Raw genomic sequence first — 23,757 nt, 5'->3', positions numbered from 1 at the left:
GTCCGTGCGCCCTGTCCGGTCGCCGGTGAGCTGCCGTCTCACCCGTCCCAGGTCCAGTCGGCGACCTCGGGCAGGTCGGTGCCGTGGACCCGGATCCAGTCGTGGTGGCGCAGTCGCGCGTCCTCCATCCGCTGCCGTAGGGCGGCGGCGCGCACGGCGAGGCCGGGGACACGGTCGATGACGTCCATGACGAGGCGGTAGCGGTCCAGGTCGTTGCGGACGACCATGTCGAACGGCGTGGTCGTGGTGCCGAACTCCTTGTAGCCGCGCACATGCAGGTTGCCGTGGCCGGTGCGGCGGTAGGCGAGCCGGTGGATCAGCCAGGGGTAGCCGTGGTACGCGAAGATCACCGGCTTGTCGGTGGTGAACAGTCCGTCGTACTCGAAGTCGCCCATGCCGTGCGGGTGTTCGCCGCTCGGCAGCAGCCGGGCGATGTCGACGACATTGACGACCCGCACGGCGAGATCCGGCAGTTCGCGACGCAGCAACTGGGCGGCGGCCAGCACCTCCAGGGTGGGCACGTCACCCGCGCAGGCGAGGACCACGTCGGGTTCGCGGGTGCCGTCGTCGGTGCCGGCCCAGTCCCAGACGCCGGCTCCGCGCGCGCAGTGGGCGCGGGCCTCGTCCATGCTCAGCCAGTCGAAACAGGGCTGTTTCCCGGCCACGATCACATTGACGTAGTCGCGGCTGCGCAGGACGTGGTCGGCCACGGACAGCAGGGTGTTGGCGTCCGGCGGCAGATAGACCCGTACGACTTCGGGGCTCTTGTTGAGGACGTGGTCGACGAAACCGGGATCCTGGTGGGAGAACCCGTTGTGGTCCTGGCGCCACACGTGCGAGGTGAGCAGGTAGTTCAGGGAGGCGACGGGTGCGCGCCAGGGCAGTTTCCGGGTGACACGCAGCCATTTGATGTGCTGGTTGACCATCGAGTCGACGATGTGCGCGAACGCCTCGTAGCAGGAGAACAGTCCGTGCCGGCCGGTCAGCAGATAGCCCTCCAGCCAGCCCTGGCAGGTGTGTTCGGAGAGGATCTCCATCACCCGGCCGTGCCGGTCGAGGTTCTCGTCGACCTGGAGGGTCTGTGCCTGCCAGGCCTTGCCGCTGGCGGCGTAGACGGCCTGGAGGCGGTTGGAGGCGGTCTCGTCGGGGCCGACGAGACGGAAGTCGCGCCGGTCGGCGGTGGCGCGCATGACGTCTTCGAGCAACCCGCCCAGCACCGCGGTGGGTTCGTGCCGGGTGCCGCCGGGCCTGTCGACCGGGACGGCGTGCGACTCCGGTTCGGGCAGGGGGAGTTCACGCAGCAGCAGGCCGCCGTTGGCGTGCGGGGTGGCACCGAGGCGACGGGTCCCGTCGGGGATCCAGGCGAGGACGTCCAGGCGGGGGCCGCCGCGGGCGTCGAAGAGTTCCTCCGGCCGGTAGGAGCGCAGCCAGGCCTCCAGCTGGCGGAGGTGTTCGGGGTTGTCGCGGACGGCGGACAGGGGCACCTGGTGGGCGCGCCAGGTGCCCTCGACGGGCAGCCGGTCGACATGGGCGGGGCCGGTCCAGCCCTTCGGGGTGCGCAGCACGATCACCGGCCAGCGGGGGCGCTCGCCCGAGCCGTCCTCGCGGGCGGCGCGCTGGAGGGCGGCGATGCGGTCCAGGGCGGTGTCCATGGCCTGCGCCATCGCGCGGTGGACGGCGTTCGGCTCGTCGCCGGTGACATGGATCGGATCGTGGCCGTAGCCGCGCAGCAGCTCGTCGAGCTCGGGTTCGGGGATGCGGGCCGGCACCGTCGGGTTGGCGATCTTGTAGCCGTTGAGGTGGAGGATCGGCAGGACCGCGCCGTCGTGGACGGGGTCGAGGAACTTGTTGGAGTGCCAGGAGGCGGCCAGCGGCCCGGTCTCGGACTCGCCGTCGCCGATCACGCAGGCGACGAGGAGATCCGGGTTGTCGAAGGCGGCGCCGTAGGCGTGCGAGAGGGAGTAGCCGAGCTCACCGCCCTCGTGGATCGAGCCGGGCGTCTCCGGGGCGACATGGCTGGGGATGCCGCCGGGGAAGGAGAACTGCCGGAACAGCCGGGCCATGCCGTCCGCGTCGCGGGTGACGTCCGGGTACGTCTCGGTGTAGGTGCCCTCCAGCCAGGAGTTGGCGACGACCGCGGGACCGCCGTGGCCTGGGCCCCAGACGCACAGGGCGTGCAGGTCGCGGGTGCGGATGACGCGGTTGAGGTGGGTGTACACGAGGTTGAGCCCCGGTGAGGTCCCCCAGTGGCCCAGCAGCCTCGGCTTCACGTGCTCCGGCCGCAGCGGCTCGGTGAGCAGCGGGTTGGCCATCAGGTAGATCTGTCCGACGGAGAGGTAGTTCGCGGCGCGCCAGTGGGCGTGCAGCGTCCTGAGCTCGTCGTCGGTGAGCCGGGCGGACGTCGCTTGCGGTTCGACGGACATCTCGGGTTCCCTTCCGGATCGGGTCGCTCGGAGGTGCGTACCGGTCCGTACCTCCCCACCCTCTCCGGCCGCCGGGTACCCGGCAGGGCCGGGCGACCCGTACGGAGGAGCGAAGCCGTCCGTACGAGGGGCTCCCCGGGTCGGACACGCCCTAGGACCCCGAGCCCTCCCGGGCGGCGTCGAGACCGTCGAGACCGTCGACATGGGCCACGTTCCACCGGTCCTCGGCGTCCCCGCCGGCCTCGGCGGCGAACCAGGCGTCGAGGATCTCCTTGAGCAGCGGCTCCGAGGTCAGACGGAGGCTGAGGGCGAGGACGTTGGCGTCGTTCCAGCGGCGGGCGCCGTCGGCGGTGTAGGCGTCGGCGCACAGGGCGGCCCGGACGCCGGGCACCTTGTTGGCGGCGATCGACGCGCCGGTGCCGGTCCAGCAGCAGACCACCGCCTGCTCGCAGGTCCCGTCTGCCACGTCCCGGGCCGCCACCGCCGAGCACGCCGCCCACCGGGAGTCGTCGCCGGGCCGCAGCGCGCCGTGCGGCACCACGTCGTGCCCCCGGCCGCGCAGCTCCGCGACGAGGGCGCGGGCCACTGGTTCGTCCATGTCCGAGGAGACGGAGATCCGCATGCCGGAGAGCCTACTGAGGAAAGGGCGCGGCGGCACGGGCGCCTCCACTCGGGCCGCGCGGCGAGCGCGCGCCGAGCGGGCGCACACCCGGCGGGCGCACAGCCGCTGGGCGCACACCCGGCGGGCGCACAGCCAGCGGGCGCACAGCCAGCGGGCGCACAGCCAGCGGGCGCGGCGCGCATCCAGCGGGCGTAATGGATGGCTCCGCCGGGGGGCGGCGGGGGCCGAGCAGGAGCCGTGGCACAGCCGCCGTGCCTCCCGGCCCGCAGCGCCTCCCGGCCCACAGTGCCCCGCCTCCCATCCCGTAGGGCCGTGCCGCCCCGCCCCGCCCGCAGCGCCGTGCCGCGCCGATCGGACCGCCACCGACACCAGCACCAGCAGCGGCACCAGCAGCGGCACCGCACGGATATGGACGCCGCCGTCGGCACTGGCCTAGGGTGCCGAGGGAAAGCGCTTTCTAGCATGGTCATGCCACTTCCGTAGCTGTCACTGCCCAGTCCAGGAGCGTCGATGCCGACCACCGCACCGCAGGACCCCTCCCAGCCGTGGACCCGGAAGGCGTTCCTGCGGGGCATGACGGCCGCCGGGCTGGCCCCGCTGCTGCCCGCGATGCTCCCGGCCGCCGCGCACGCCGCGCCGGCGGCCGCCCGGCCGGGTTTCGACCTGGTGCGGGACGGCGTCGCGGTCGACGTGTTCGTGGACGCGGCCGACGACCCCGCCGTGATCCGCGCGGCCGGCGACCTCCAGGCCGACGTGGAAAGGGTCTGCGGGGTGCGGCCCGGGTTACGGCACACCCTGCCGGAACGGTCCACGGCGCTGGTCCTGGTGGGCACGCTCGGCGCGAGTCCGGTCATCGACCGGCTCGTGGCACAGGGCCGGCTGGACGTCGAGCGGGTGGAGGGGCGCTGGGAGGCCTCGGTGACCCAGGTGGTGGAGCGCCCGGCGCCCGGCGTGGACCGCGCGCTGGTGATCGCGGGCAGCGACCGGCGCGGCACGGTCTACGGGATCTACGACACGTCGGAACGCGTCGGCGTCTCGCCCTGGTACTGGTGGGCCGACGTGCCCGTCGAGCAGCGTGACACCGTCTCCGTGCCCGCGGGCCCCTTCGAACGGCGCGAACCGTCGGTCCGTTACCGAGGTGTCTTCATCAACGACGAGCAGAACCTGACCACTTGGTCGCAGCGCACCCAGGAGCCGGACAAGAACATCGGCCCGAAGACGTACCGGCGCCTCTTCGAACTGCTGCTGCGGCTGAAGGCCAACTACCTGTGGCCGGCCATGCACCCGTACTCCGACTTCTTCAACGAGTACCGGGAGAACCCCGAACTCGCCGACCGCTACGGCATCGTCGTCGGTTCCAGCCACCCGGAGGCCCTGCTGCGCAACGGCGTCCACGAGTGGGAGCCGTGGGCCGAGGAGCATCGCGACGCCGACGGCGTACCGCCGGTGTACGACTACACGGTGAACCCCGCCGTGATCTCCGCCTACTGGCGGGCCCGGGCCCGGGAGAACGCGGCGTACGAGAGCAGTTGGACCATCGGCATGCGCGGGCTGCACGACACCGCGCTGGAGACGAAGTACGCCACGACGGTCGCGGAGAAGGTCGTGGTGATGAACGACATCATCGCCGACCAGCGCCGGATCCTCGCCGAGGAGGTCGGCGCGGCGGCGCAGCCGCAGATCTTCATCCCGTACAAGGAGGTCCTGGACCTGTACAACGCGGGCGTCCGGGTACCCGACGACGTCACGCTGATCTGGCCGGACGACAACCACGGCAACATGCGCCAGCTGCCGGACGACGCGGAGCGCGCGCGGGCCGGCGGCAACGGGATCTACTACCACCTCTCCTACTGGGGCCGCCCGCGCAGCTACCTGTGGCTGGACACCACGCAGCTCGCCAAGGTCCGGCAGGAGCTGCGCCGGGTGTACGAGCACGGCGTGGACCGGATGTGGATCTTCAACGTCGGCGACCTCAAGTCGATCGAGACCGGACTGTCCTTCTCCATGGACATGGCCTGGGACGTGGACCGGTGGCCCGCCGACGACGTCGGGGGTTTCCTCGCGGAGTGGTACGGACGGCAGTTCGGGCTCCGCCACGCCCAGGAGATCGCCTCGATCCGCACCGAGTACTACCGGCTCGCGGCGGAGCGACGCCCCGAGTTCATCGACCGGAACATCTTCTCCGTGGTGCACCACGGGGACGAGGCGGGACGCCGTACGGCCGCGTACGACCGTCTGCTGGAGCGGGCCGTGGCGCTGGGAGCCGAACTCCCCGCGGCCTACCGGGACGCCTACTTCGAGCTCGTCCAATACCCCGTGCACGGCGCGTACTTGATGAACCTCAAGTACTACTGGGCCGACCGCAACGCCCTGGCGGTGCGCCAGGGCCGCGGCGCGGGAGCCAACGTCTTCGCGGACCTCGCCGAAGCGGCGCACGCCCTGGAGGCGGCGCTCACCAAGCGGTACAACACCGAGGTGGCGGGCGGGAAGTGGGACGGCTACGTCAATCCCTACCCGTCGCAGATCCCGAAGGCGCCGGGCCGCCCGGCCGTCACCAGGGTCGCCCGGCGGGAGACCTCGGGGCTCGGTGTCGCCTCCGAGGGGAACGAGATCGGCACGGAGCGGCCACTGGCCTTCTCCGCAGCCACCCGGGACCGGCGTTTCGTCGATGTCTTCAACACCGGTTTCCTCGCGGTCGACTGGGTCGCGGAGGCCGGACATCCCTGGGTCCACCTGAGTTCAACGGGCGGCACGCTCACCGAACAGACCCGGGTATGGGTCGAGATCGACTGGGCGCGGGCACCCGAGGGCACGCACGACGGCACGGTCGTCCTCACGAGTGGCGCGCAGCGTTTCGAGGTGCCCCTGAAGGTCGTCAACGACGGGGAGCGGGCGCGCCGGCGTGCCCGCGGGTTCGTCGAGGCCAACGGATACGTCTCGATCGACGCCGTGCACACCGAGCGCCGGGTGGAGCGCGGCGGGGCCCGCTGGCGGACCGTGCGCGGGCTCGGACGCCGTACCGCCGCCGTGGTGGCGGGGCCGTCCACGGCGGCCCCGGTCACCGCCGACTTCGCCGTTCGCGCACCGGAGTTGAGGTACCGGGTGCGGTTCAGCAGCACCGGGTCCTTCCCCGTGACCGTCTTCCGGCTGCCCTCGCTCGACGAGCGCGGCGCACGGCGGCTGGCCCTCGCGCTCGACGACCGGCCGCCGACCGTGCTGTCGGGGCAGTCCGTGGCCACCGGCAACCGGGGCGACGCCTGGGCGCGCAACGTGGAGGAGGGCGTCGAGAAGCTGACCGCGACCGTCACGGTCACCGAGCCCGGCGAGCATGTGCTGCGGGTGTTCATGGTCGACCCGGGGATCGCCGTGGACCAGATCGTCGTCGACACCGGGGGGCTGCCGGCCACCGCCTATCTCGCGCCCCCGGAGAGCTACCACCCGGTGTTCAACCCCGATCCGGACACCGGGACGGGTCTGGACGCGCCGAGCCGGTAGGCGGCCGACCCGCTCGCCGCCTTCGGCACCGCGCCGGAGCCGGGCCACCTGGTCCTGCCCGGCGCGACGACCGGGGCGCCCTTCGTCGAGGCCGGCCGGCGGGTCCCGGCGCGCTTCGGCGGACTCAGGCGCGGTGTCGGTGACCTTGGTCTGCCCCGCGGCGAACGAGCACGGGAACGGGCGGGTGCGGTGCGCTGCGCTGCGGTCAGGGGGTCGGGATGCCGGCCGGGCGGGCCGGGCGGTCGAAGCGGGCCGGGACGCCCGGCGAGTACAGGACGCTCACCGGCTTCCCCACCGGCTCCGGCAGGCCCGCCGCAGTCACCAGGTCCTCCTCGCACTCCACGAGTTCGGCCCGGTGCAGCGGCCAGCGCGGATGGGCGTTCGGCAGATACATCTGCCGCCCGAAGAAGGTGCTGTGCATGCCCCAGCGGGCGGTCAGGAAGTGCTCCAGCGCGGTGGGCTCCCCGATCCGTTCCCCCACCCGCACGGTGAGCCGGCTGCTTGCCCCGCGCGGGCCGGGCCATCGGCGGCGGCTGGTGTACGTGACGGTGTCGGTGTCGGCGTCTGCCTCGATCGCCATGCGGGACCACACGTAAGGCATCCGGAAGCCGATCCGCGCCACGGCCACCGGCAGCAGACGGGAGGCGTCGAGCGACCGGAAGACCACGCCCCGCCGGCCGTGCGCGTCGACCGAGTAGAGACGGACGTTCGTCTCGGGGAACGTCCCCAGGTAGGGGACGCCCGGGAGCCGGAACCAACCGACGCGATGCATCCGGAACGCGACCAGACCGACGTAGGTCACGCCGTCCAGGGTGTCCGGGACGGTCCCCGGCGGCAGCAGACCGGCCACGTCGGCCGGGTCCGCGGCCCAGTGCACGAAGGTGAGGTCGAGCCAGGACTGGGTGAGGAGGGGCCGCGCAATCGCGTCCGGCGCGTCGGGCGTGATGGGCGTGATGGGAAGCGGGGGAACCAGGCCCTGCGGCTGCTGCGGCTGCTGCTGCGGTCTCGACGGCACAGTGCCAGTATCACAGAGCGCCGGCGCGCCCCCATGAGCATGCCAGGCCACCCGACCGCGGCCGCGTGGCCGGGTGGCGGCCTGGCCGGGTGGCCGGGTGGCGGCCTGGCCGGGTGGCCGGGTGGCGGCCTGGCCGGGTGGCCGGGTGGCGGCCTGGCTGGCTGGCTGGCTGGCTGGACATGGCACCCGTTCGGCCGGGCCGCCTGCCCCGCCGGAAAGCGACTGCCCCGCCGGTGAGCGACCGGCCCGCCGCGCCTGCCCGGTCCTGGGCCGCGTCCGCACGGTCCCGCCCGGCTCGCGACGCCCGGCCCGGAGCGGCGCGGCCCGTCAGCGGGGTCCGCGGGTGTTGAGCCGGGCGGCCTGGCGGATCAGGTGGTCGCGCTCGGCGAGGTCGGGCGCCTTCCGGGCCGCCTCGGCGTACAGCCGTGCCGCCGTCGTCAGGTCGCCGTCGCGTTCGTGGAGGTACGCCGCCACCGCGGTGTGGCGGGGCAGCGAGTCGTCGAGTGCCGCGAGCGCCGCCAGACCCGCGCGCGGTCCGTCGGCCTCGCCGACGGCCACCGCGCGGTTGAGCCGGACGACCGGGTTGTCGGTCAGGCGCGCGAGCTCGTCGTACCACTCGACGATCTGCACCCAGTCGGTCTCCCCGGCGGTGGGCGCGTCGGCGTGGAGCGCCGCGATGGCGGCCTGGGCCTGGAACTCGCCCAGCCGGTCGCGGGCGAGGGCCGCCTGGAGGATCTCGACACCCTCGGCGATCGCCCGGGTGTCCCACCGGCCGCGGTCCTGCTCGGCGAGCGGCACCAGGCTGCCGTCGGGCGCGGTCCGGGCGGCGCGCCGGGCGTGGTGGAGCAGCATGAGGGCGAGCAGCCCCGCCACCTCGGGGTGGTCGATCGCCGCCGCGAGCTGCCGGGTGAGCCGGATGGCCTCGGCGACGAGGTCGACGTCTCCGGAGTAGCCCTCGTTGAAGACCAGGTAGAGGACGCGCAGCACGGTGGCGACGTCGCCCGGCTGGTCGAACCGCGCGCCGGAGACGGTGCGCTTGGCCCGGCTGATGCGTTGCGCCATGGTCGCCTCGGGCACCAGGTAGGCCTGGGCGATCTGGCGGGTGGTCAGCCCGCCGACGGCGCGCAGCGTGAGCGCGACCGCGGACGACGGCGTGAGCGAGGGGTGGGCGCACAGGAAGTAGAGCTGGAGCGTGTCGTCCGCCGTCGACGCGGGCCCGGGCGTCGGCTCCTCGTCGACGGCTTCCTCGCGCCGGCGCCGGGCGGTGTCCGCCCGGGTCGCGTCGAGGAAGCGGCGCCAGGCCACGGTGACCAGCCAGCCCTTCGCGTCACGCGGCGGATCGGCGGGCCAGACGCGGACCGCCTCGACCAGCGCGTCCTGCACGGCGTCCTCGGCCGCCGCGAAGTCGGCTCCGCGGCGGACGAGGATCCCGAGCACGCCCGGGGTGAGACTCCTCAGCAAGGCCTCGTTCACGGGTGCGGGCACTCCGTGACGGTGGGCGGGGCGGCGAGGAACGGGCGCAGCTCCAGCCACTCGTGGATCGGTTTCCCGCCCGCCCCGGGGGCGGCCGACAGCTCCCCGGCGAGTTCGACGGCGCGCTCGTAGCTGTCGACGTCGATCACCATCCAGCCGGCGATCAGGTCCTTGGTCTCGGCGAACGGACCGTCGGTGACCGGCGGGCGGCCCTCGCCGTCGTACCGCACGAACGTGCCCTCGGGGGCGAGCGCCTGACCGTCCACGAACTCGCCGGTCTCTTCGAGCCGGGCCGCGAAGTCGCCCATGTACCGCACATGGTCCGAGATCTCCTCCGGCGTCCACCGGTCCATGGGCACGTCGTTGACCGCCGCCGGGGCGCCACGGTAGTGCTTGAGCAGCAGGTACTTGGCCATGGTTGTTCTCCTCGGTACTGGTGCGCCCCATTGTGGTCGCGTTCACCACGGGGACGGAGCCGGACGTGGGTTCTCGACATCACCGACGAAAGTTTTTCCGGCCGGTGTGGAAGACCCTGGTGGGAACCCTCCCGCGGTGACCCGGTCCCCGGCGGGACGCTCCCCCCGGCCCGCGCCGCCGGCATCTGGTAGCCGCCCGGGATATCGGGGATGCTCGAAGGGAACGCGGAACACGCCCGATCCTGGGATCGAGACACTGACCTGCGACAACAGGGGTCAGAGGCCCCTTTGTCCGTCTCATCAGGAGGTACCGATGAAGATGTTGATCAACGTTGCGGAGACCGTGGTCGCGGACGCGCTGCGTGGAATGGCGGCCGCCCATCCCGAGCTGACCGTCGACGTCGAGAACCGGGTGGTCGTGCGACGGGACGCTCCGGTGGCGGGCAAGGTGGCGCTGGTGTCCGGCGGCGGCTCGGGGCACGAGCCGCTGCACGGCGGGTTCGTCGGGCCGGGGATGCTCTCCGCGGCCTGCCCGGGTGAGGTGTTCACCTCACCGGTGCCGGATCAGATGCTGCGTGCCGCGGCGGCCGTGGACAGCGGGGCGGGTGTGCTGTTCATCGTCAAGAACTACACGGGCGATGTGCTCAACTTCGACATGGCGGCCGAGCTGGCCGAGGACGAGGGCATCCAGATCGCGAAGGTCCTGGTCGACGACGACGTCGCCGTGACCGACAGCCTCTACACGGCCGGACGGCGTGGCACGGGCGCGACGCTGTTCGTGGAGAAGATCGCGGGGGCGGCGGCCGAGGAGGGGCAGCCGCTGGAGCGGGTCCAGGCGCTGGCCCGCCAGGTGAACGAGAACTCCCGCAGCTTCGGCGTGGCGCTCAGCGCCTGCACCACACCGGCCAAGGGCAGCCCGACCTTCGATCTGCCGGCCGGTGAGCTGGAACTGGGTGTCGGCATCCACGGGGAGCCCGGGCGGGAGCGGCGGGCCATGATGACCTCCGGTGAGATCGCCGACTTCGCCATCCACGCGATCCTGGACGACATGACGCCCCGCAGTCCGGTCCTCCTGCTGGTCAACGGCATGGGCGCGACACCCCTGCTGGAGCTGTACGGCTTCAACGCCGAGGTGCACCGCCTGCTGGCCCAGCGCGGGGTGGCGGTCGCCCGTACGCTCGTCGGCAACTACGTGACGTCCCTCGACATGGCGGGCGCCTCGGTGACCCTGTGCCAGGTGGACGAGGAGCTGCTGCGGCTGTGGGACGCGCCGGTGCGGACCCCCGGACTGCGCTGGGGTGTGTGAGGCCGGGACAGGGACAACAGGGACAGGACAGGACAGGACAGGAACAGGCGGCTCGACCGTACCGACCATGCAAGGAGATCCCGTGCTCGACGCCGACTTCTTCCGCCGTTGGATGACCGCGACCGCCGCGTCCGTCGACCATGAGGCGGACCGGCTCACGGCCCTCGACTCACCCATCGGGGACGCGGACCACGGCAGCAACCTCCGGCGGGGCTTCACCGCGGTGAAAGCGGCGCTGGAGAAGGAGGCACCCGAGACGCCGGGCGCCGTCCTGGTGCTCGCGGGACGCTCGCTGATCTCGACGGTCGGCGGGGCCTCGGGACCCCTGTACGGCACGCTGCTGCGCCGGACCGGGAAGGCGCTCGGGGACGCGGCCGAGGTGGACGAGGAGCGGTTCGCCGAGGCGCTGCGCACCGGGGTGGACGCGGTGATGCAGCTCGGCGGTGCCGCGCCCGGCGACAAGACCATGATCGACGCGCTGGTGCCGGCGGTCGACGCCCTTCCCGACGGTTTCGACGCCGCCAGGACCGCCGCCGAGCAGGGCGCCGAGGCGACGACGCCGCTCCAGGCCCGCAAGGGCCGGGCCAGCTATCTCGGCGAGCGCAGCATCGGGCACCAGGATCCGGGCGCCACCTCGGCGGCGCTGCTCGTCGCGGCCCTCGCCGCCACGAACGCGGGCGGGGAGTGAGGCACCGGTGAGCGACGAGAAACTGGTGGGCATCGTGCTGGTGTCGCACAGCGCGGCGGTCGCGTCGGCGGTGGCCGAGCTGGCGCTGGGCCTGGTGGGCGGTGGTCCGGCCGTTCCGGTCGCCGCTGCGGGCGGTACGCAGGGCGGCGGGCTGGGCACGAGCGCCGAGCTGATCACCGCCGCGGCCGCCTCGGTGGACCGGGGCGCCGGGGTCGCGGTCCTCACCGACCTGGGCAGCGCCGTTCTCACGGTGAAGGCGCTGCTCGCGGAGGGCGACGAACTGCCCGACACCGCACGGCTGGTGGACGCCCCCTTCGTGGAGGGCGCGGTCGCCGCGGTGGTGACGGCGGCGACCGGCGCCGACCTCGACTCGGTGGAGGCCGCGGCCGCGGAGGCGTACAGCTACCGAAAGGTGTGACGCGGCCCAGCGAGGCTGTGCCACGGCTCAGGAAGGCTGTCACGCGGCTCGGCGAGGCTGTGACACGGCTCAGTGAGGCTGCGGCACGGCTCGGCGAGGCTGTCACGCGAGGCGGGGTACGACACGGGGTCGGGGTGTGCCGCGAGGGCGGCGGGCTGCGGCGCGGGGTCAGGTCAGTCCCTGCGACGCCACCGTGAGGGCCGAGCGCAGGGCTTCGGCCAGCTCGGCCCGTACCGTCGCGGGGTCCGTGCCGCTGTCGGTGGCGCTCCACGCGTGGTGCTCCACGGCGGCGCGCAGGGCCGCGTTGAACATCGCCGCCTGGACAGCCGGCCGGAAGTCACCGGCCGGCAGTCCGGCGCGCTCGGCGAGGGCGCGGGCGAACGCCGGTTCGGCCTCGTCGTAGGTCTGGAGCCAGATCGCGCGCAGGCCGGGTTCGGTGCGGGTCAGTCGTACCAGGGCCCCGACGGTGGTCGGGTCGGGGCCGCCGACGAGCCGCCGGCCGCTCTCCAACTCGCCGGCGAAGGCGTCCGGCAGGGGACGGCCGGGCCGCCACTCCCGCAGACAGGCGGCAATCGCGTCGATGCCCGCGGTGAAGAGCGGGCTGACGCAGCTCTCCTTGCTCGGGAAGTAGCGCCAGACCGTCCGCGCGGAGACCCCGACGGCCTGGCCGATCTGCTCGCCCGTGGTCGCGGCGACGCCCTGCTCCACGAAGAGGTCCACCGCGGCGCGGGCGATCTCCAGCCGGATCTCCGCCTTGCGCTCTTCGGTGCGGGGCGGTCGACCCGTGCGTCCGCGCGATGCGGTCATCCATTTCTCCGGTCTCGGTCGCCTTCCATGAACTCCGTACGCCTGGATTCTTCCCCACGACTTTATGTCACTCAGCGACATTAAGTCGTAGGGTGGCGGCACAAGCACTTCGGGGACGCCCCCCACCCGCACATCGCAGCAAGCTAGGAGCACCTCATGGCCACTGGACCGGAAGGCCGCAGCGTCGTCGTCACCGGAGCGAGTTCGGGCATCGGACGGGCCACGGCCCTGGCCTTCGCCGCGGAGGGGGCGCGGGTCCTGGTGGCCGACCTCAACACCGAGGGCGCGCGGGCCGTCGTCGAGGAGATAGCGCAGGCGGGCGGTACGGCCGTCGCCGTCACCGGCGATCTCAGCGAGCAGTCCGTCGTCGACGAGGTGACCGCCACCGCGGTGGAGCGGTTCGGCGGGGTGGACGTGCTCGTGAACAACGCCGGGATCATGGACCGCATGTCGGCCCTGGCGGACGTGAGCGACGCGGAGTGGGAGCGGGTCATCCGGGTCAACCTCACCGCCCCGTTCCTGCTCACCCGGGCGGTGCTGCCGCACATGCTGGCCGCGGGCAGGGGCGTGATCGTCAACACGGCGTCCGAGGCCGGCCTGCGGGGCAGCGCGGCCGGTGCGGCGTACACCGCGTCCAAGCACGGCGTGGTGGGGCTGACCAAGTCCCTGGCGGTGATGTACCGGGGCAAGGGGATCCGGGTGAACGCGATCGCGCCGGGCGGCACGAAGACCGCGATCGTCGTGGAGGCCGAGCAGGGTGCGCACGGCCCGGCGGCGCTCGGCCCGCACTTCGTCAACGTGGGCCGGCTGGCCGAGGCGGAGGAGCAGGCCGCCGCGATCGTGTTCCTCGCCTCCGACGCGGCGAGCAACATCAACGGGGTGATCCTGCCGGTCGACGACGGCTGGTCGGCGGTCTGATGACCTTCGAGTGCCGGGCCCGACGACCCGTCACGCCGGCCCCGGCACCTCGGGCCCGGGATCCCTTCCGCCGGACGGCCACGCGGCCCCCACTCCGGCCGTCCGGCCGGCGGAGGCCGCCGCGCCCGGGGCCGACGGCCGTTCGGAGCGGCCACCGTACGGGCTCCGGACCTGAGCTCCCGCACGAGGTGGCAGGGTGACAGCGTGACAGCGCCGCAGAAGGAGGCGGCCCGGGCCGTACGGCAGGGCCGCCCCTTCGCCTACTCGCTCCCGTCGTCCCCGCCGTTCCCTTCGTCTCCTTCGTCGCCCTCGGCGTCCGGACCCTGGGCCTCCGCGTCATCCGCCTCGTCCGACGACGCCTCCTGAGCCTCTCCGTCCTCCGACGCCTCCTGGTCCCCTCGCTCCCCCCGGCCCTCCTGGGCCCCTTGGTCCGCATGACCCTTCGGCCCCGCGGGGGTGGTCCTGCGGTCGCCCTTGGCGGCTGCGCGGCCCTGACCGCCGGCCCCCGTACGTCGTTCCGCGCCGCCCTCGCCCTGCGACGGCTCCGCGAGCCCGCCCGGCGCCCATTCGTCCTCCGGCTCCTCCGGCTCGACCGGAGTCTGCGGCGCCTGCGGGGGCTGCGGCGCCTGCGGGATCTGCGGGGGCTGCGGGGTCTCCGGCGGGCGGGACTGCTCCTTCGTGCCGCGCACGAAGAGCCGCGCGAGCCGCTCCCCCACCTCCACCGCCGAGGCGTGACTCTCGATGGGGGTCGCCCGGGAGTCCTTGAAGACGATGTACGTGACGCCGGAGGGGGTGCCGCCGCCGCGCGGGTCCGGGCGGATGCCGAGCGCCTTGGCGGTGGCGTACGACGCCTCGCCGATGATCTCGCTCGGTCCCGTGTCGCCGACGACCGCGTACTGCACCCGGTCCTGGTAGACGACGGCCGCGACCGACCCCCCGCGCACCCCGTGGTCACGGTGGTCCCAGATGCCGCTCACCCCCGGCACCACGATGTAGGGCAGCGTCTCGGCGCTCAGATAGCGGCCGTCGGACTGCTGGTAGGCGGTCGCGTCGGAGAACAGCGGGTCGGTGCGGCTGTTGCACTCGGGGCCCGCGCGGCCGTCGCAGTCGATGTCCATGTCGGCCGTCCAGAACACCGCCTCGTCGGTGCCGCAGACCGGGATCGTGGCCGGCGCGCCGTCGTCCGCGCGGTACCGACCGCGCGAGACGGGGGTGCAGTCACGGACCCGGGCCAGCAGGTCGGCGGCGCGCACCGAGCCTTCCTGCCGGGCCGCGGAGGCCCCGAGGGCACCCGAGGACGGATGCGGGGCGGCGGGTGAAGTGGTCGGGGCCAGCAGGGCAAGGCCGGCCGCGGCCAGCGTCAGCGACTGGACGCGCACGATACGGACCCTCTCGTGGGGGCATGGGCGGACACTCGGAACAATCTGGTGTCGGTCACGTCCGGGGGCCACCCCGAGGGGGCCGTACGGAGCACGCAAGTACGGAGCACGGCAGGCGTTCCCGGGGAGCACGGCAGGCGTTCCCGGGGAGCACGGCAGGCGTTCCCGGGGAGCACGGCAGGCGGGACAGAGGGCCGGGGGCCCGGACGCCGTTTCGGCTCCGGGCCCCGGGCCGCTCTCCCGGCGCGGGATCAGCGACGACAGCGGTCCGCGCCACCGGCCTGAACTCCTGAGCGATCAGGGTGAGTTCAGCCGTGAGGAACGTCAGCATACGTAACCCCCGGAAGCGGTCGCCGACGGCGGCTCCTCCGCACCGCCCTCTTGATGTGCGCGCATCACCACGCCATATTGGTCCGGACCATTGCCGCCGTGCCGGGCCGGGAGGCGAAGCCGTGCGACGCGTTGTGCTGTGGGTGGTGCTGTGCGCCCTGGTGACGGCCCTCTGCTGCGGGTGCGCGGGCGGGGGCGGGGGCGGCGACGACGGACGGGCGCCGGGCGCTCCGACCGGGGTCACCGCGCAGGCCGGGAGCGCGACGAGCGTGCACGTCATGTGGAACGCGGTGACCGCGGACCCCGCGGTCGGCGTCTACGAGGTGTACCGCGGTACCGAGAAGGTCCAGGAGGTGCCCGGCTCCACGCACATGCTGGACGTCGTCCGCCTCTCGCCGTCGACCACGTACGTCTTCACCGTCCGGGCCCGCGACGGCGACGGGCGGCTCGGCCCGCGCAGCCGGGAGGCGCGGGCCACGACACCGGCGGCCGCCGCGGCGGACCGCTCGCCCCCGACCCCGCCGGGCGCGGTGACCGGCCGGGCCGCCGGGAGCCGGGCCGTCCAGCTGTCCTGGACGGCGTCGACGGACGACCGGAAGGTGGTCTCCTACGACGTCTACCAGGGCGGCGTGCGGATCCACAGCGTCGGCGGGGGCCAGACGGCGACGGTCGTCACGGGACTGCGCCCCGGCGCGCGCTACTCGTTCACCGTCCGGGCCCGGGACGCGGCCGACAACGTCTCGCCCGCCGGCGCCCCCGTGCGCCTGACCACCGCCCCGGGTGACGACGAGGGGGCGGACACCGCGCCGTCCGACTTCCGGGCGGGCGCCCACCTCGCCGACGGGTCGTACTACCTCGACCTGTCGTGGACGCCGCCCCGGGTGGACGGTGTGGTCACGGAGTACCAGATCCAGCTCGACGGGCGGCCGGCCACCTCGCTGGTGTGGGGCGGGACCCCGCCCCCGGGGAGGGCGACGTACAGCTTCTACGTGGGGCGGGAGGAGGGGACCGGACACCGGGTGCGGCTGCGGGCCCGGCTGCCGGACGGCACCTGGGGCGCGTTCTCGGTGGAACGCACGGTCACGACGGGCGCGCGACGGTGAGAGACGGCGCCGGTGCAGGCGGCAGGGCCGCAGGGCGGGGAGGGCGGTCCGCATGGGCCGTCCGAAGGAATCCGTCACCTGGCCGGTGGCCGTCCGCATGCGGGGCGCAGCGGGGGCGCGTTGGCTGCCCCTGAGGCAGCACGGGCGTACCCGACCTTCGGCGGCGCAAGGGATGTACCGCCAACCGTGCCGCCGCGGAGGACATCCCATGCGCACTTCCCGTTTCCTCGTCCGTTCAGGACTGACCGTGGCAGCCGCCGCCGCGCTGCCGCTGGCCCTCACCGGCCAGCAGGCCGTGGCCCGGGCCTCGGGCATCTCCGTGAGCACGACCGGCTCCACCGTGTCGGTCGTGACCAGCGCCTGCACCCAGATCAACGGCAGCTGGGGCACGGCGGCACTGCTCGGCAGCGCCCAGGCGAGTTTCGCCCAGGGTCGCCAGGTCGCCCTGTCCGGGACGGCCGCCGGCCAGTCGGCGGCCTGGTCCGGCGTCTCGCCGGGCACGTACACCGTGGTCGTCATGTGCTCCAACGGCAGCACCGCGGGCACCCAGTCGGTGATCGTCTCCACGCCGGTCACCCCGAGGGTCTCGACGACGCCCACGGTCACCGCCTCGCCCTCGCGGGGCGTCATGGGCGGCCTCGGCGGCGCGGCCCGCGACTACGGCCCCGTCGCCATGGGGGTGGGCGGGGCGCTGGTGGGGACGGGCGTCATCGCGGCGGCCTGGTTCCTGCGCCGCCGCTCGAAGCCGTACCGGCTCTAGAGGCTGTCCCCCGCCGAGGGCAGTTCCTCGATGGCCTCGGTGAGCCACTGCGTCCAGAAGGTCTCCAGCTCGATGCCGGCGCGCAGGACCAGGTGCTGAAGCCTGGCCTGCGCGCTGTCGTCACCGGGCGGGAAGTCGCGCTTCTCGATCTCCTCGTACTCGGCCAACTGCCGCCGGTGCAGGTCGAGATGGCGGCGCAGATCGGCCTCGATGCCCGCGGTGCCGACGACCGCCGCGGCGCGCAGCCGCAGCAGCATGGCGTCGCGGTGCGGCTTCGGGTCCTGGGCGGCCGCCGTCCACCGGGCGAGTTCGGCGCGTCCCGCGGGCAGCACCTCGTAGGCCTTCTTCTGCCCGCGGGCCGGCGCCTGTGCCGGCAGCGCCCGGATGTGCCCCTCGGACTCCAGTTTTCCCAGCTCGCGATAGATCTGCTGGTGCGTGGCCGACCAGAAGTAGCCGATCGACCTGTCGAACCGGCGGGTCAGATCCAGCCCCGACGAGGGCCTCTCGAGCAGGGCGGTGAGGATCGCGTGCGGGAGTGACATGCGGTCATCCTAGGGAGGCGCCGGTACGGTCCTACAGCGCCGCCGCCAGTTCCGTGCCCTGCTGGACGGCGCGCTTGGCGTCCAGTTCGGCGGCGACGTCGGCACCCCCGATGAGGTGCACCTTCGCGCCGTCGGCGAGCAGCGCCTCGTACAGGTCCCGGCGCGGGTCCTGACCCGTGCACAGGACGATGGTGTCGACCTCCAGGAGCGTGCTCCGCTCGCCGACGGTGAGGTGCAGCCCGGCGTCGTCGATCCGGTCGTAGCGCACCCCGGGAACCATCGTGACGCCCCGGTGCTTGAGCTCGGTGCGGTGGATCCAGCCGGTGGTCTTGCCCAGGCCCGCGCCGACCTTGCCGGTCTTGCGCTGGAGGAGGTGGACCGTGCGGGGCGGGGCGGGGCGCTCGGGGGCGGCGAGCCCGCCGGGGCCCGCGTAGTCCATGTCGACGCCCCACTGGCGGAAGTAGGCCGCCGGGTCCTCGCTCGCCTTGTCGCCGCCGTCGGTGAGGAACTCGGCGACGTCGAAGCCGATGCCGCCCGCGCCGAGGATCGCGACACGGTCGCCGACGGGCGCGCCGTCGCGCAGGACGTCGAGATAGCCGACGACGCTCGGGTGGTCGACGCCGGGGATGTCCGGGGTGCGGGGGCTGACGCCGGTGGCGACGACGACCTCGTCGTACCCGGTCAGGTCCCCGGCGGCCACGTGTGTGTCGAGCCGTACGTCCACGCCGTGCGCGTCGAGCTGGTGGCGGAAGTAGCGCAGCGTCTCGTCGAACTCCTGCTTGCCGGGGACCTTGCGGGCCACGTTGAGCTGGCCGCCGATCTCGCTCGCGGCGTCGAAGAGGGTGACGTCGTGGCCGCGTTCGGCGGCGCTCACGGCGCAGGCCAGACCGGCGGGGCCGGCGCCCACCACCGCGACCCGCTTGCGCAGCCGGGTCGGGGCGAGGACCAGCTCGGTCTCGTGGCAGGCGCGCGGATTGACCAGGCAGGAGGTGATCTTTCCGCTGAAGGTGTGGTCGAGGCAGGCCTGGTTGCAGCCGATGCAGGTGTTGATGGCCTCGGGGCGGCCGGCCGCGGCCTTGGCCACGAACTCGGGGTCGGCGAGCATCGGACGGGCCATCGACACCATGTCCGCGCAGCCGTCGGCGAGCAGTTCCTCGGCGAGTTCGGGGGTGTTGATGCGGTTGGTGGTGACGAGCGGCACGGAGACCGCGCCCATGAGCTTCTTCGTCACCCAGCTGTAGGCGCCGCGCGGCACGGAGGTGGCGATGGTGGGGATGCGCGCCTCGTGCCAGCCGATGCCGGTGTTGATGATGGTGGCGCCGGCCGACTCGACGGCCTTCGCGAGGGTGACGACCTCGTCGAGGGTCGAGCCGCCGGGCACCAGGTCCAGCATGGACAGCCGGTAGATGACGATGAAGTCCTCGCCGACGGCCTCGCGCACCCGCCGCACGATCTCGAGGGGGAAGCGCGTGCGGTTCTCGTACGAGCCGCCCCAGCGGTCGGTGCGGTGGTTGGTCGGGGCCGCGATGAACTCGTTGACGAGGTAGCCCTCGGAGCCCATGATCTCGACGCCGTCGTAGCCGGCCTGCCGGGCGAGGCGGGCGGCGCGGGCGTAGTCGTCGATGGTCCGCTCGATGTCGGCGTCGGTGAGCTCGCGGGGCGGGAAGGGGCTGATCGGCGCCTGGAGGGGGCTGGGGGCGACCAGGTCCTGGTGGTAGGCGTACCGGCCGAAGTGCAGGATCTGCATCGCGATGCGGCCGCCCTCGCGGTGCACGGCGTCGGTGATCGCCCGGTGCTGCTCGGCCTCCGCGTCCGTGGTGAGCTTGGCGCCGCCCTCGTAGGGCCGGCCCTCGTCGTTGGGGGCGATGCCGCCGGTGACGATGAGGCCCACTCCCCCGCGGGCCCGGGCGGCGTAGAACGCGGCCATGCGCTCGAAGCCGCGCTCGGCCTCTTCGAGGCCGACGTGCATCGAGCCCATCAGGACGCGGTTGGGCAGCGTGGTGAAGCCCAGGTCGAGCGGGCTCAGCAGGTGCGGGTAACGGCTCATGACAGCCCTCCGTGCGCGGTGTCTTCCCTCCAGTTCTAGAGGACCGCGCACGGGTTGTGCAACTAGTTGCACAATGGGATCGGGCTCATGTGCCGCAGGTCACCGGCGACGCCGCCTCACCGGCTCTCCAGCAGGACGTGCAGCTCCCGCTCCTGGTCCCCGGAGGCCGAGGAGAGGTCACGCACCGCGAAGACCGAGTCCAGCGTCGTGCGCAGCCGCTCGATCGCCCAGTAGCTGCCCTGGGCATCGGCCTCCACCGAGGACGAGAGCCGGGCCGGCCGGGCACAGTCGCGTGCCTCGGTCACCTCGAAGGTGCCGAGCCACACCATCGGACGGGTCTCGTGCAACTGCTGCGGCAGCTCGTCGCTGCCGCGGTCGGACTCGAAGCACTCGCCCAGCATGTCGAAGACGATCCGGGCGTCCTCCTTGCTGCATCCGCTGATCTCGACGGAGACGGACTCCTCGTGCGGTCGTTCGCGATCCATCGTGATCGCTCCTCTCGTGGGATGTGGCGCGGAGGTGCGGGTTCCCCGCGAACCGCGCCACATCCCCAGAAAAGCACCACTTTCCGAGTGGGACCAGCGACAGGAGGGACAGCGGAGGCCCGCTCGGCCCCGGCCGGGCCCTGCGCCGCTCCGCCCTGCCCCGCGCTGCCCTGCCCTGTCGGCTCCGGCCTGCCCTGTCGGCTCCGGCCGGCTCCGGTCAGATCCGGTCGGTTCGGTCAGCTCCGGGTGAAGCGGTAGGTCTTGCTGTCGGTCAGCACACAGAACCCGGGCGACACGACGATCACCCGCAGGGTGCCGGAACGGCGGTCGTAGTCGATGCCCTCCGCTTCGAACGTGCCCGAGCAGGAGCTGCGCAGCGGGAGCTGGCGCAGCGCGGTGACATGCCCGGTGACGTCGGAGGTCCCGTTCGGTTCGGCGGACAGGTCGATCTGGAGGAGGGGCTTGGTGATGCCGAAGAGGGTGCCCGCCGGGTCGTCCGAGGCGCACAGAAGGGTGGTCGGGCCGGTGAAGTCGCAGCCCTGGACATCGCGCACGGCGTGGTCGAGGCGGACGGTCGACACCTGCGGCAGGTTCGCGGAGGGCGAGGTGGCGGAGTTGGCGCCGGGGGTCGGGAAGACGAGGAACCGGGTCATGGTGCCCCACTCGCCGGACAGCATCCACTGGCTGTTCGGGGTGATCGCCGCCCAGGAGTTGTTCAGGGCCTCACCCGAGCCGAGCGCGTGGACGTACTCCGACCAGGCGCCGCCGGGCGCCTGTACGCGGTACATCTTCGCGTTGTTCGAGTCGCTCTGGTACGGCTCGACGTAGTAGCCGTCGTAGGAGGCGTCGGGGTCGCCGACGTGGTTCCAGCCCCGGGTGGAGACCGAGAAGGGGATGGTGCCGATGCCGGTGTAGCGGTTGCCGCTGCCCGCCGGGACCTCGACCGACGTCAGGCCCTGGCTCTCGGTCAGCGGGTCGGCACGGTCGGATCCGACCTCGGTCCAGGTGTCGGCGGCCGCGGCGGGCGGGGCCGCGCTGAGGACGGTGACCGTTGCCACGGCCAGCGCCAGGAAGCCGGCGCGGGCGGTGCGGGCGGTGCCGGCCGTGGTGCGACGGCGGCGGGCAGGACGCAGGGGCATGGGACTCCTCGTCGAGGGGGGTGGGCGCGCTCGGCGGACAGTCTGGCCCGGCATGATGGTCATGTACAGACCAATCCCATGGACAGGTGCGGACCTTGAGGAGAACGGCGCGCGACGCCGTACTGGAGGAGCATGAAGAAGGGCGCCCAAGGCGTGGGAGAAAAGGGTTGAGCACGGTAGAACAGGGGAGTCGGCACGGGGGACGGCGTGCCGCATCGATACGCGGAGGCGGTGCGTGGCATGAACGAAGCCGGATCGTCCGCGGCTGAGGGCGGTGGCCCGACCGGGCCCAGCGGCCTGCTGGACGTGCTCAACGTGGCCTCTGTGGTGCTCGACACCCAGGGGCGCATCGCCCTGTGGAGCCCCCAGGCCGAGGAACTGTTCGGGTACTCGGCCAACGAGGCGCTGGGCCGGTACGCGGCCCATGTGATGGTCCACGAACGGCACGTCGACCTCGTCGTGCAGCTGTTCGCCGACGTCATGGCCACGGGGGAGAGCTGGGCGGGAGCGTTCCCGATACTGCGCAAGGACGGCACCACCCGGTTGGTGGAGTTCCGCAACATGCGGCTCATGGACGACCGGGGCGACGTCTACGCCCTGGGTCTCGCCACCGACCGGACGACGGTACGGCGGCTGGAACGGGACCTGGCGCTGTCGACGCGGATGGTCGCGCAGTCCCCCAACGGCCTCGCCGTCCTGGACACCGACCTGCGGTACGTCTCGGTCAACCCCGCGCTGGAGCGGATGAACGGCGTTCCGGCCGCCGATCACCTCGGCCGGACCGTCCACGAGGTGCTGCCCCGGCTGGACGCGGAGGCCCTGGAGGCGGCCGCCCGCCAGGTGCTGCGGACCGGGGAGCCGCTCGTCGACCGGTCCACGGTCGGCCGCACCCCCGCCGACCCGGACGAGGACCACGCCTGGTCCCTCTCCCTGTACCGCCTGGAGGACGCCCGCGGCACCGTGCTGGGGGTGGCCGTCTCGGTCGTCGACGTCACCGACCGGCACCGGGCGGCCGTCGAGGCCGAGGCGGCACGCCGCCGGCTGGCGCTGATCGCGGACGCCTCCGCCCGGATCGGCACCACCCTGGACCTGGAGCGCACCGCCTTCGAACTGGCCGACGTGGCCGTGCCGGAACTGGCGGACGTGGCCGCGGTGGATCTGCTCGACGCGGTGATGTCGGGCCGTCGCACCAGCCTCGGGCCCGCCGAATCCGCCGTGATCCGCGCCCTGGCGGTGCGCGCCGCCGACGAGCCGGACGCGCTGCGGGCGGCCGACCAGCCCGGCCAGGTGGCCCGCTACGCGCCCGACCGGCTCGTCACCGAGTGCGTACGCTCCGGTCGGCCGGTCATGGTGGCCCAGGTCAAGGACGAGGACCTCGGGCGCATCGCGCACTCCCCCGAGGCGGCCGCCCTGCTGGCGCGGGCCGGGGTGCACTCCTATCTGGCCGTGCCGCTCATCGCCCGGGGCGAGGTGCTGGGCGCCCTCGACCTCAAGCGGACCCGCAATCCGCTGCCGTTCGGCCGCGACGACCTGCTGCTCGCGCGGGAGCTGGCGGCCCGGGCGGCCGTCCAGATCGACAACGCCCGCTGGTACCAGAACGCCCGCACCACCGCGCTCACCCTCCAGCGCAGCCTGCTGCCGAGCCATCCGCCCGTCACCGGCGGCCTCGAGGTCGCCTCCCGCTACCAGCCCGCGGGCGCCACCACCGAGGTCGGCGGCGACTGGTTCGACGTCATCCCGCTCCCGGACGGCAAGACGGCGCTCGTCGTGGGTGACGTGATGGGCAGCGGGATCGACGCCGCCGCCACGATGGGCCGGCTGCGCACCGCGACGACCACACTGGCCTCCCTCGACCTCGACCCGGCGGTCCTCCTGGAACACCTGGACCGGATCACCCAGGGCCTGGACCACTCCATCGCCACCTGCGTGTACGCCGTCCACGACCCCCGGTTGGGGAGATGCCGGATCGCCAACGCCGGGCATCTGCCGCCGGTGCGCGTCCGCCCGGGCCGTCCGCCGGAGCTGCTCGACCTGCCCACCGGCGCGCCGCTGGGCGTGGGCGGGGTGCCGTTCTCGACGACCGACGTCGACTTCGCGCCCGGCGAGCAGCTCGTGCTGTACACGGACGGCCTGGTCGAGACCCGCACCCACTCGCTCGACGAACGTCTGGAGGCGCTGCTGGCGCTGCTGGACGATCCCGCGCGGCCGCTGGAGGAGGTGTGCGACCTGCTGCTGAGCGCGTTGCACCACCCCGACAACCACGACGACGTGGCGCTGCTCGTGGCGCGTGCGCGGGCCGAGGAGTGAGCGACGGCGCCCGTCCGATTCACAGGCTCCTGTTATCGCTTCCTTACCCGGCACCTCGGACAATCACAGTGAGGCGTGGCAGTG

General features: G+C 73.3%; 18 protein-coding genes and 1 pseudogene. 8 read left to right on the top strand and 11 right to left on the bottom strand.

Features of this window, described 5'->3' with window-relative positions:
• Window positions 1–38 precede the first annotated feature (38 nt).
• Complete coding sequence (locus tag ABT070_RS07375) at window positions 39–2,423, bottom strand: phosphoketolase family protein (RefSeq protein ID WP_351755941.1); 2,385 nt, start codon at window positions 2,421–2,423, stop codon at window positions 39–41.
• Between the two features lie 151 nt (window positions 2,424–2,574).
• Complete coding sequence (locus ABT070_RS07370; RefSeq protein WP_351755938.1) at window positions 2,575–3,045, bottom strand: RpiB/LacA/LacB family sugar-phosphate isomerase; 471 nt, start codon at window positions 3,043–3,045, stop codon at window positions 2,575–2,577.
• 573 nt (window positions 3,046–3,618) lie between these two features.
• Between ABT070_RS07370 and ABT070_RS07365 the strand changes: the two genes are divergently transcribed.
• Entirely contained in the window at window positions 3,619–6,540 is a 2,922-nt protein-coding gene (locus ABT070_RS07365; protein ID WP_351756033.1) for a glycosyl hydrolase 115 family protein, read from the top strand.
• Window positions 6,541–6,745: 205 nt separating this feature from the next.
• On the opposite strand, the gene ABT070_RS07360 is transcribed toward ABT070_RS07365, so the two are convergent.
• The 3 genes from ABT070_RS07360 to ABT070_RS07350 form a co-directional block, all read right to left on the bottom strand.
• Window positions 6,746–7,513, bottom strand: coding sequence for a YqjF family protein (locus ABT070_RS07360; protein ID WP_351756030.1), 768 nt, complete (start codon window positions 7,511–7,513; stop codon window positions 6,746–6,748).
• Between the two features lie 369 nt (window positions 7,514–7,882).
• A complete protein-coding gene (locus ABT070_RS07355) occupies window positions 7,883–9,028 on the bottom strand; it encodes an RNA polymerase sigma factor (RefSeq protein ID WP_351755935.1) in 1,146 nt (381 codons plus the stop codon).
• Complete coding sequence (locus ABT070_RS07350) at window positions 9,025–9,444, bottom strand: YciI family protein (RefSeq protein WP_351755932.1); 420 nt, start codon at window positions 9,442–9,444, stop codon at window positions 9,025–9,027. Before ABT070_RS07350 ends, ABT070_RS07355 begins: the two co-directional genes overlap by 4 nt.
• A 313-nt stretch (window positions 9,445–9,757) precedes the next feature.
• On the opposite strand from ABT070_RS07350, the gene dhaK reads away from it, so the two are divergent.
• The 3 genes from dhaK (at window position 9,758) to ABT070_RS07335 (ending at window position 11,856) form a co-directional block, all read left to right on the top strand.
• A complete protein-coding gene (dhaK, locus tag ABT070_RS07345) occupies window positions 9,758–10,750 on the top strand; it encodes a dihydroxyacetone kinase subunit DhaK (RefSeq protein ID WP_351755929.1) in 993 nt (330 codons plus the stop codon).
• An 82-nt stretch (window positions 10,751–10,832) separates the two neighbouring features.
• Complete coding sequence (gene dhaL / locus ABT070_RS07340) at window positions 10,833–11,438, top strand: dihydroxyacetone kinase subunit DhaL (RefSeq protein WP_351756028.1); 606 nt, start codon at window positions 10,833–10,835, stop codon at window positions 11,436–11,438.
• 7 nt (window positions 11,439–11,445) lie between these two features.
• Window positions 11,446–11,856 carry a PTS sugar transporter subunit IIA domain-containing protein gene (locus ABT070_RS07335; RefSeq protein ID WP_351755926.1) on the top strand — a complete coding sequence of 137 codons (411 nt, stop codon included), beginning with the start codon at window positions 11,446–11,448 and terminating at the stop codon, window positions 11,854–11,856.
• Between the two features lie 168 nt (window positions 11,857–12,024).
• On the opposite strand, the gene ABT070_RS07330 is transcribed toward ABT070_RS07335, so the two are convergent.
• Window positions 12,025–12,663 carry a TetR/AcrR family transcriptional regulator gene (locus ABT070_RS07330; RefSeq protein WP_351755923.1) on the bottom strand — a complete coding sequence of 213 codons (639 nt, stop codon included), beginning with the start codon at window positions 12,661–12,663 and terminating at the stop codon, window positions 12,025–12,027.
• A 156-nt stretch (window positions 12,664–12,819) separates the two neighbouring features.
• On the opposite strand from ABT070_RS07330, the gene ABT070_RS07325 reads away from it, so the two are divergent.
• Window positions 12,820–13,581 carry an SDR family NAD(P)-dependent oxidoreductase gene (locus ABT070_RS07325; protein ID WP_351755920.1) on the top strand — a complete coding sequence of 254 codons (762 nt, stop codon included), beginning with the start codon at window positions 12,820–12,822 and terminating at the stop codon, window positions 13,579–13,581.
• Window positions 13,582–14,261: 680 nt separating this feature from the next.
• Here the strand turns inward: ABT070_RS07325 and ABT070_RS07320 are convergent.
• Window positions 14,262–14,960 (bottom strand): annotated as a pseudogene (locus ABT070_RS07320) (glycoside hydrolase family 75 protein); the annotation flags it as partial.
• Window positions 14,961–15,412: 452 nt separating this feature from the next.
• Between ABT070_RS07320 and ABT070_RS07315 the strand changes: the two are divergent.
• Both ABT070_RS07315 and ABT070_RS07310 read left to right on the top strand, forming a co-directional pair.
• Complete coding sequence (locus ABT070_RS07315; protein ID WP_351755917.1) at window positions 15,413–16,393, top strand: fibronectin type III domain-containing protein; 981 nt, start codon at window positions 15,413–15,415, stop codon at window positions 16,391–16,393.
• A gap of 208 nt (window positions 16,394–16,601) precedes the next feature.
• Window positions 16,602–17,153, top strand: a complete 552-nt coding sequence (locus tag ABT070_RS07310; protein ID WP_351755914.1) for a hypothetical protein — start codon at window positions 16,602–16,604, stop codon at window positions 17,151–17,153.
• On the opposite strand, the gene ABT070_RS07305 is transcribed toward ABT070_RS07310, so the two are convergent.
• The 4 genes from ABT070_RS07305 to ABT070_RS07290 all read right to left on the bottom strand — a co-directional run bounded on the left by ABT070_RS07305 (window position 17,150) and on the right by ABT070_RS07290 (window position 21,366).
• Entirely contained in the window at window positions 17,150–17,695 is a 546-nt protein-coding gene (locus ABT070_RS07305) for a PadR family transcriptional regulator (protein ID WP_351755911.1), read from the bottom strand. The genes ABT070_RS07310 and ABT070_RS07305 overlap by 4 nt on opposite strands.
• A 31-nt stretch (window positions 17,696–17,726) precedes the next feature.
• The gene (locus tag ABT070_RS07300; RefSeq protein WP_351755908.1) at window positions 17,727–19,742 is read right to left on the bottom strand and encodes an FAD-dependent oxidoreductase; all 2,016 of its coding nucleotides are present in this window, start codon (window positions 19,740–19,742) and stop codon (window positions 17,727–17,729) included.
• 116 nt (window positions 19,743–19,858) lie between these two features.
• Window positions 19,859–20,227 (bottom strand): hypothetical protein, encoded by a 369-nt coding sequence (locus tag ABT070_RS07295; RefSeq protein ID WP_351755905.1) that lies wholly within the window; start codon window positions 20,225–20,227, stop codon window positions 19,859–19,861.
• Between the two features lie 236 nt (window positions 20,228–20,463).
• Window positions 20,464–21,366 (bottom strand): hypothetical protein, encoded by a 903-nt coding sequence (locus ABT070_RS07290; protein WP_351755902.1) that lies wholly within the window; start codon window positions 21,364–21,366, stop codon window positions 20,464–20,466.
• Between the two features lie 240 nt (window positions 21,367–21,606).
• Here ABT070_RS07290 and ABT070_RS07285 point away from each other — a divergent pair, with 240 nt between their 5' ends.
• Window positions 21,607–23,673: a SpoIIE family protein phosphatase gene (locus tag ABT070_RS07285; RefSeq protein ID WP_351755900.1), complete on the top strand. Its 2,067-nt coding sequence runs from the start codon at window positions 21,607–21,609 to the stop codon at window positions 23,671–23,673.
• The last annotated feature ends 84 nt before the right edge of the window (window positions 23,674–23,757 follow it).

The sequence above is a fragment of the Streptomyces sp. NPDC002884 genome, assembly GCF_040295245.1.
Lineage (GTDB): Bacteria > Actinomycetota > Actinomycetes > Streptomycetales > Streptomycetaceae > Streptomyces.
The sequence above is the reverse complement of the archived record's forward strand: the minus strand, read 5'-3'. Positions and strand labels throughout refer to the sequence as shown.

Bases quoted from the DNA above. Each gene is read 5' to 3' on its own strand.
- ABT070_RS07370 (WP_351755938.1), bottom strand. From the start codon at position 3,045: ATGCGGATCTCCGTCTCCTCGGACATGGACGAACCAGTGGCCCGCGCC.
- dhaK (WP_351755929.1), top strand. From the start codon at position 9,758: ATGAAGATGTTGATCAACGTTGCGGAGACCGTGGTCGCGGACGCGCTG.
- ABT070_RS07375 (WP_351755941.1), bottom strand. From the start codon at position 2,423: ATGTCCGTCGAACCGCAAGCGACGTCCGCCCGGCTCACCGACGACGAG.
- ABT070_RS07290 (WP_351755902.1), bottom strand. From the start codon at position 21,366: ATGCCCCTGCGTCCTGCCCGCCGCCGTCGCACCACGGCCGGCACCGCC.
- ABT070_RS07350 (WP_351755932.1), bottom strand. From the start codon at position 9,444: ATGGCCAAGTACCTGCTGCTCAAGCACTACCGTGGCGCCCCGGCGGCG.
- ABT070_RS07325 (WP_351755920.1), top strand. From the start codon at position 12,820: ATGGCCACTGGACCGGAAGGCCGCAGCGTCGTCGTCACCGGAGCGAGT.
- ABT070_RS07330 (WP_351755923.1), bottom strand. From the start codon at position 12,663: ATGACCGCATCGCGCGGACGCACGGGTCGACCGCCCCGCACCGAAGAG.
- ABT070_RS07295 (WP_351755905.1), bottom strand. From the start codon at position 20,227: ATGGATCGCGAACGACCGCACGAGGAGTCCGTCTCCGTCGAGATCAGC.
- ABT070_RS07310 (WP_351755914.1), top strand. From the start codon at position 16,602: ATGCGCACTTCCCGTTTCCTCGTCCGTTCAGGACTGACCGTGGCAGCC.
- ABT070_RS07300 (WP_351755908.1), bottom strand. From the start codon at position 19,742: ATGAGCCGTTACCCGCACCTGCTGAGCCCGCTCGACCTGGGCTTCACC.
- ABT070_RS07365 (WP_351756033.1), top strand. From the start codon at position 3,619: ATGACGGCCGCCGGGCTGGCCCCGCTGCTGCCCGCGATGCTCCCGGCC.
- ABT070_RS07305 (WP_351755911.1), bottom strand. From the start codon at position 17,695: ATGTCACTCCCGCACGCGATCCTCACCGCCCTGCTCGAGAGGCCCTCG.
- ABT070_RS07285 (WP_351755900.1), top strand. From the start codon at position 21,607: ATGAACGAAGCCGGATCGTCCGCGGCTGAGGGCGGTGGCCCGACCGGG.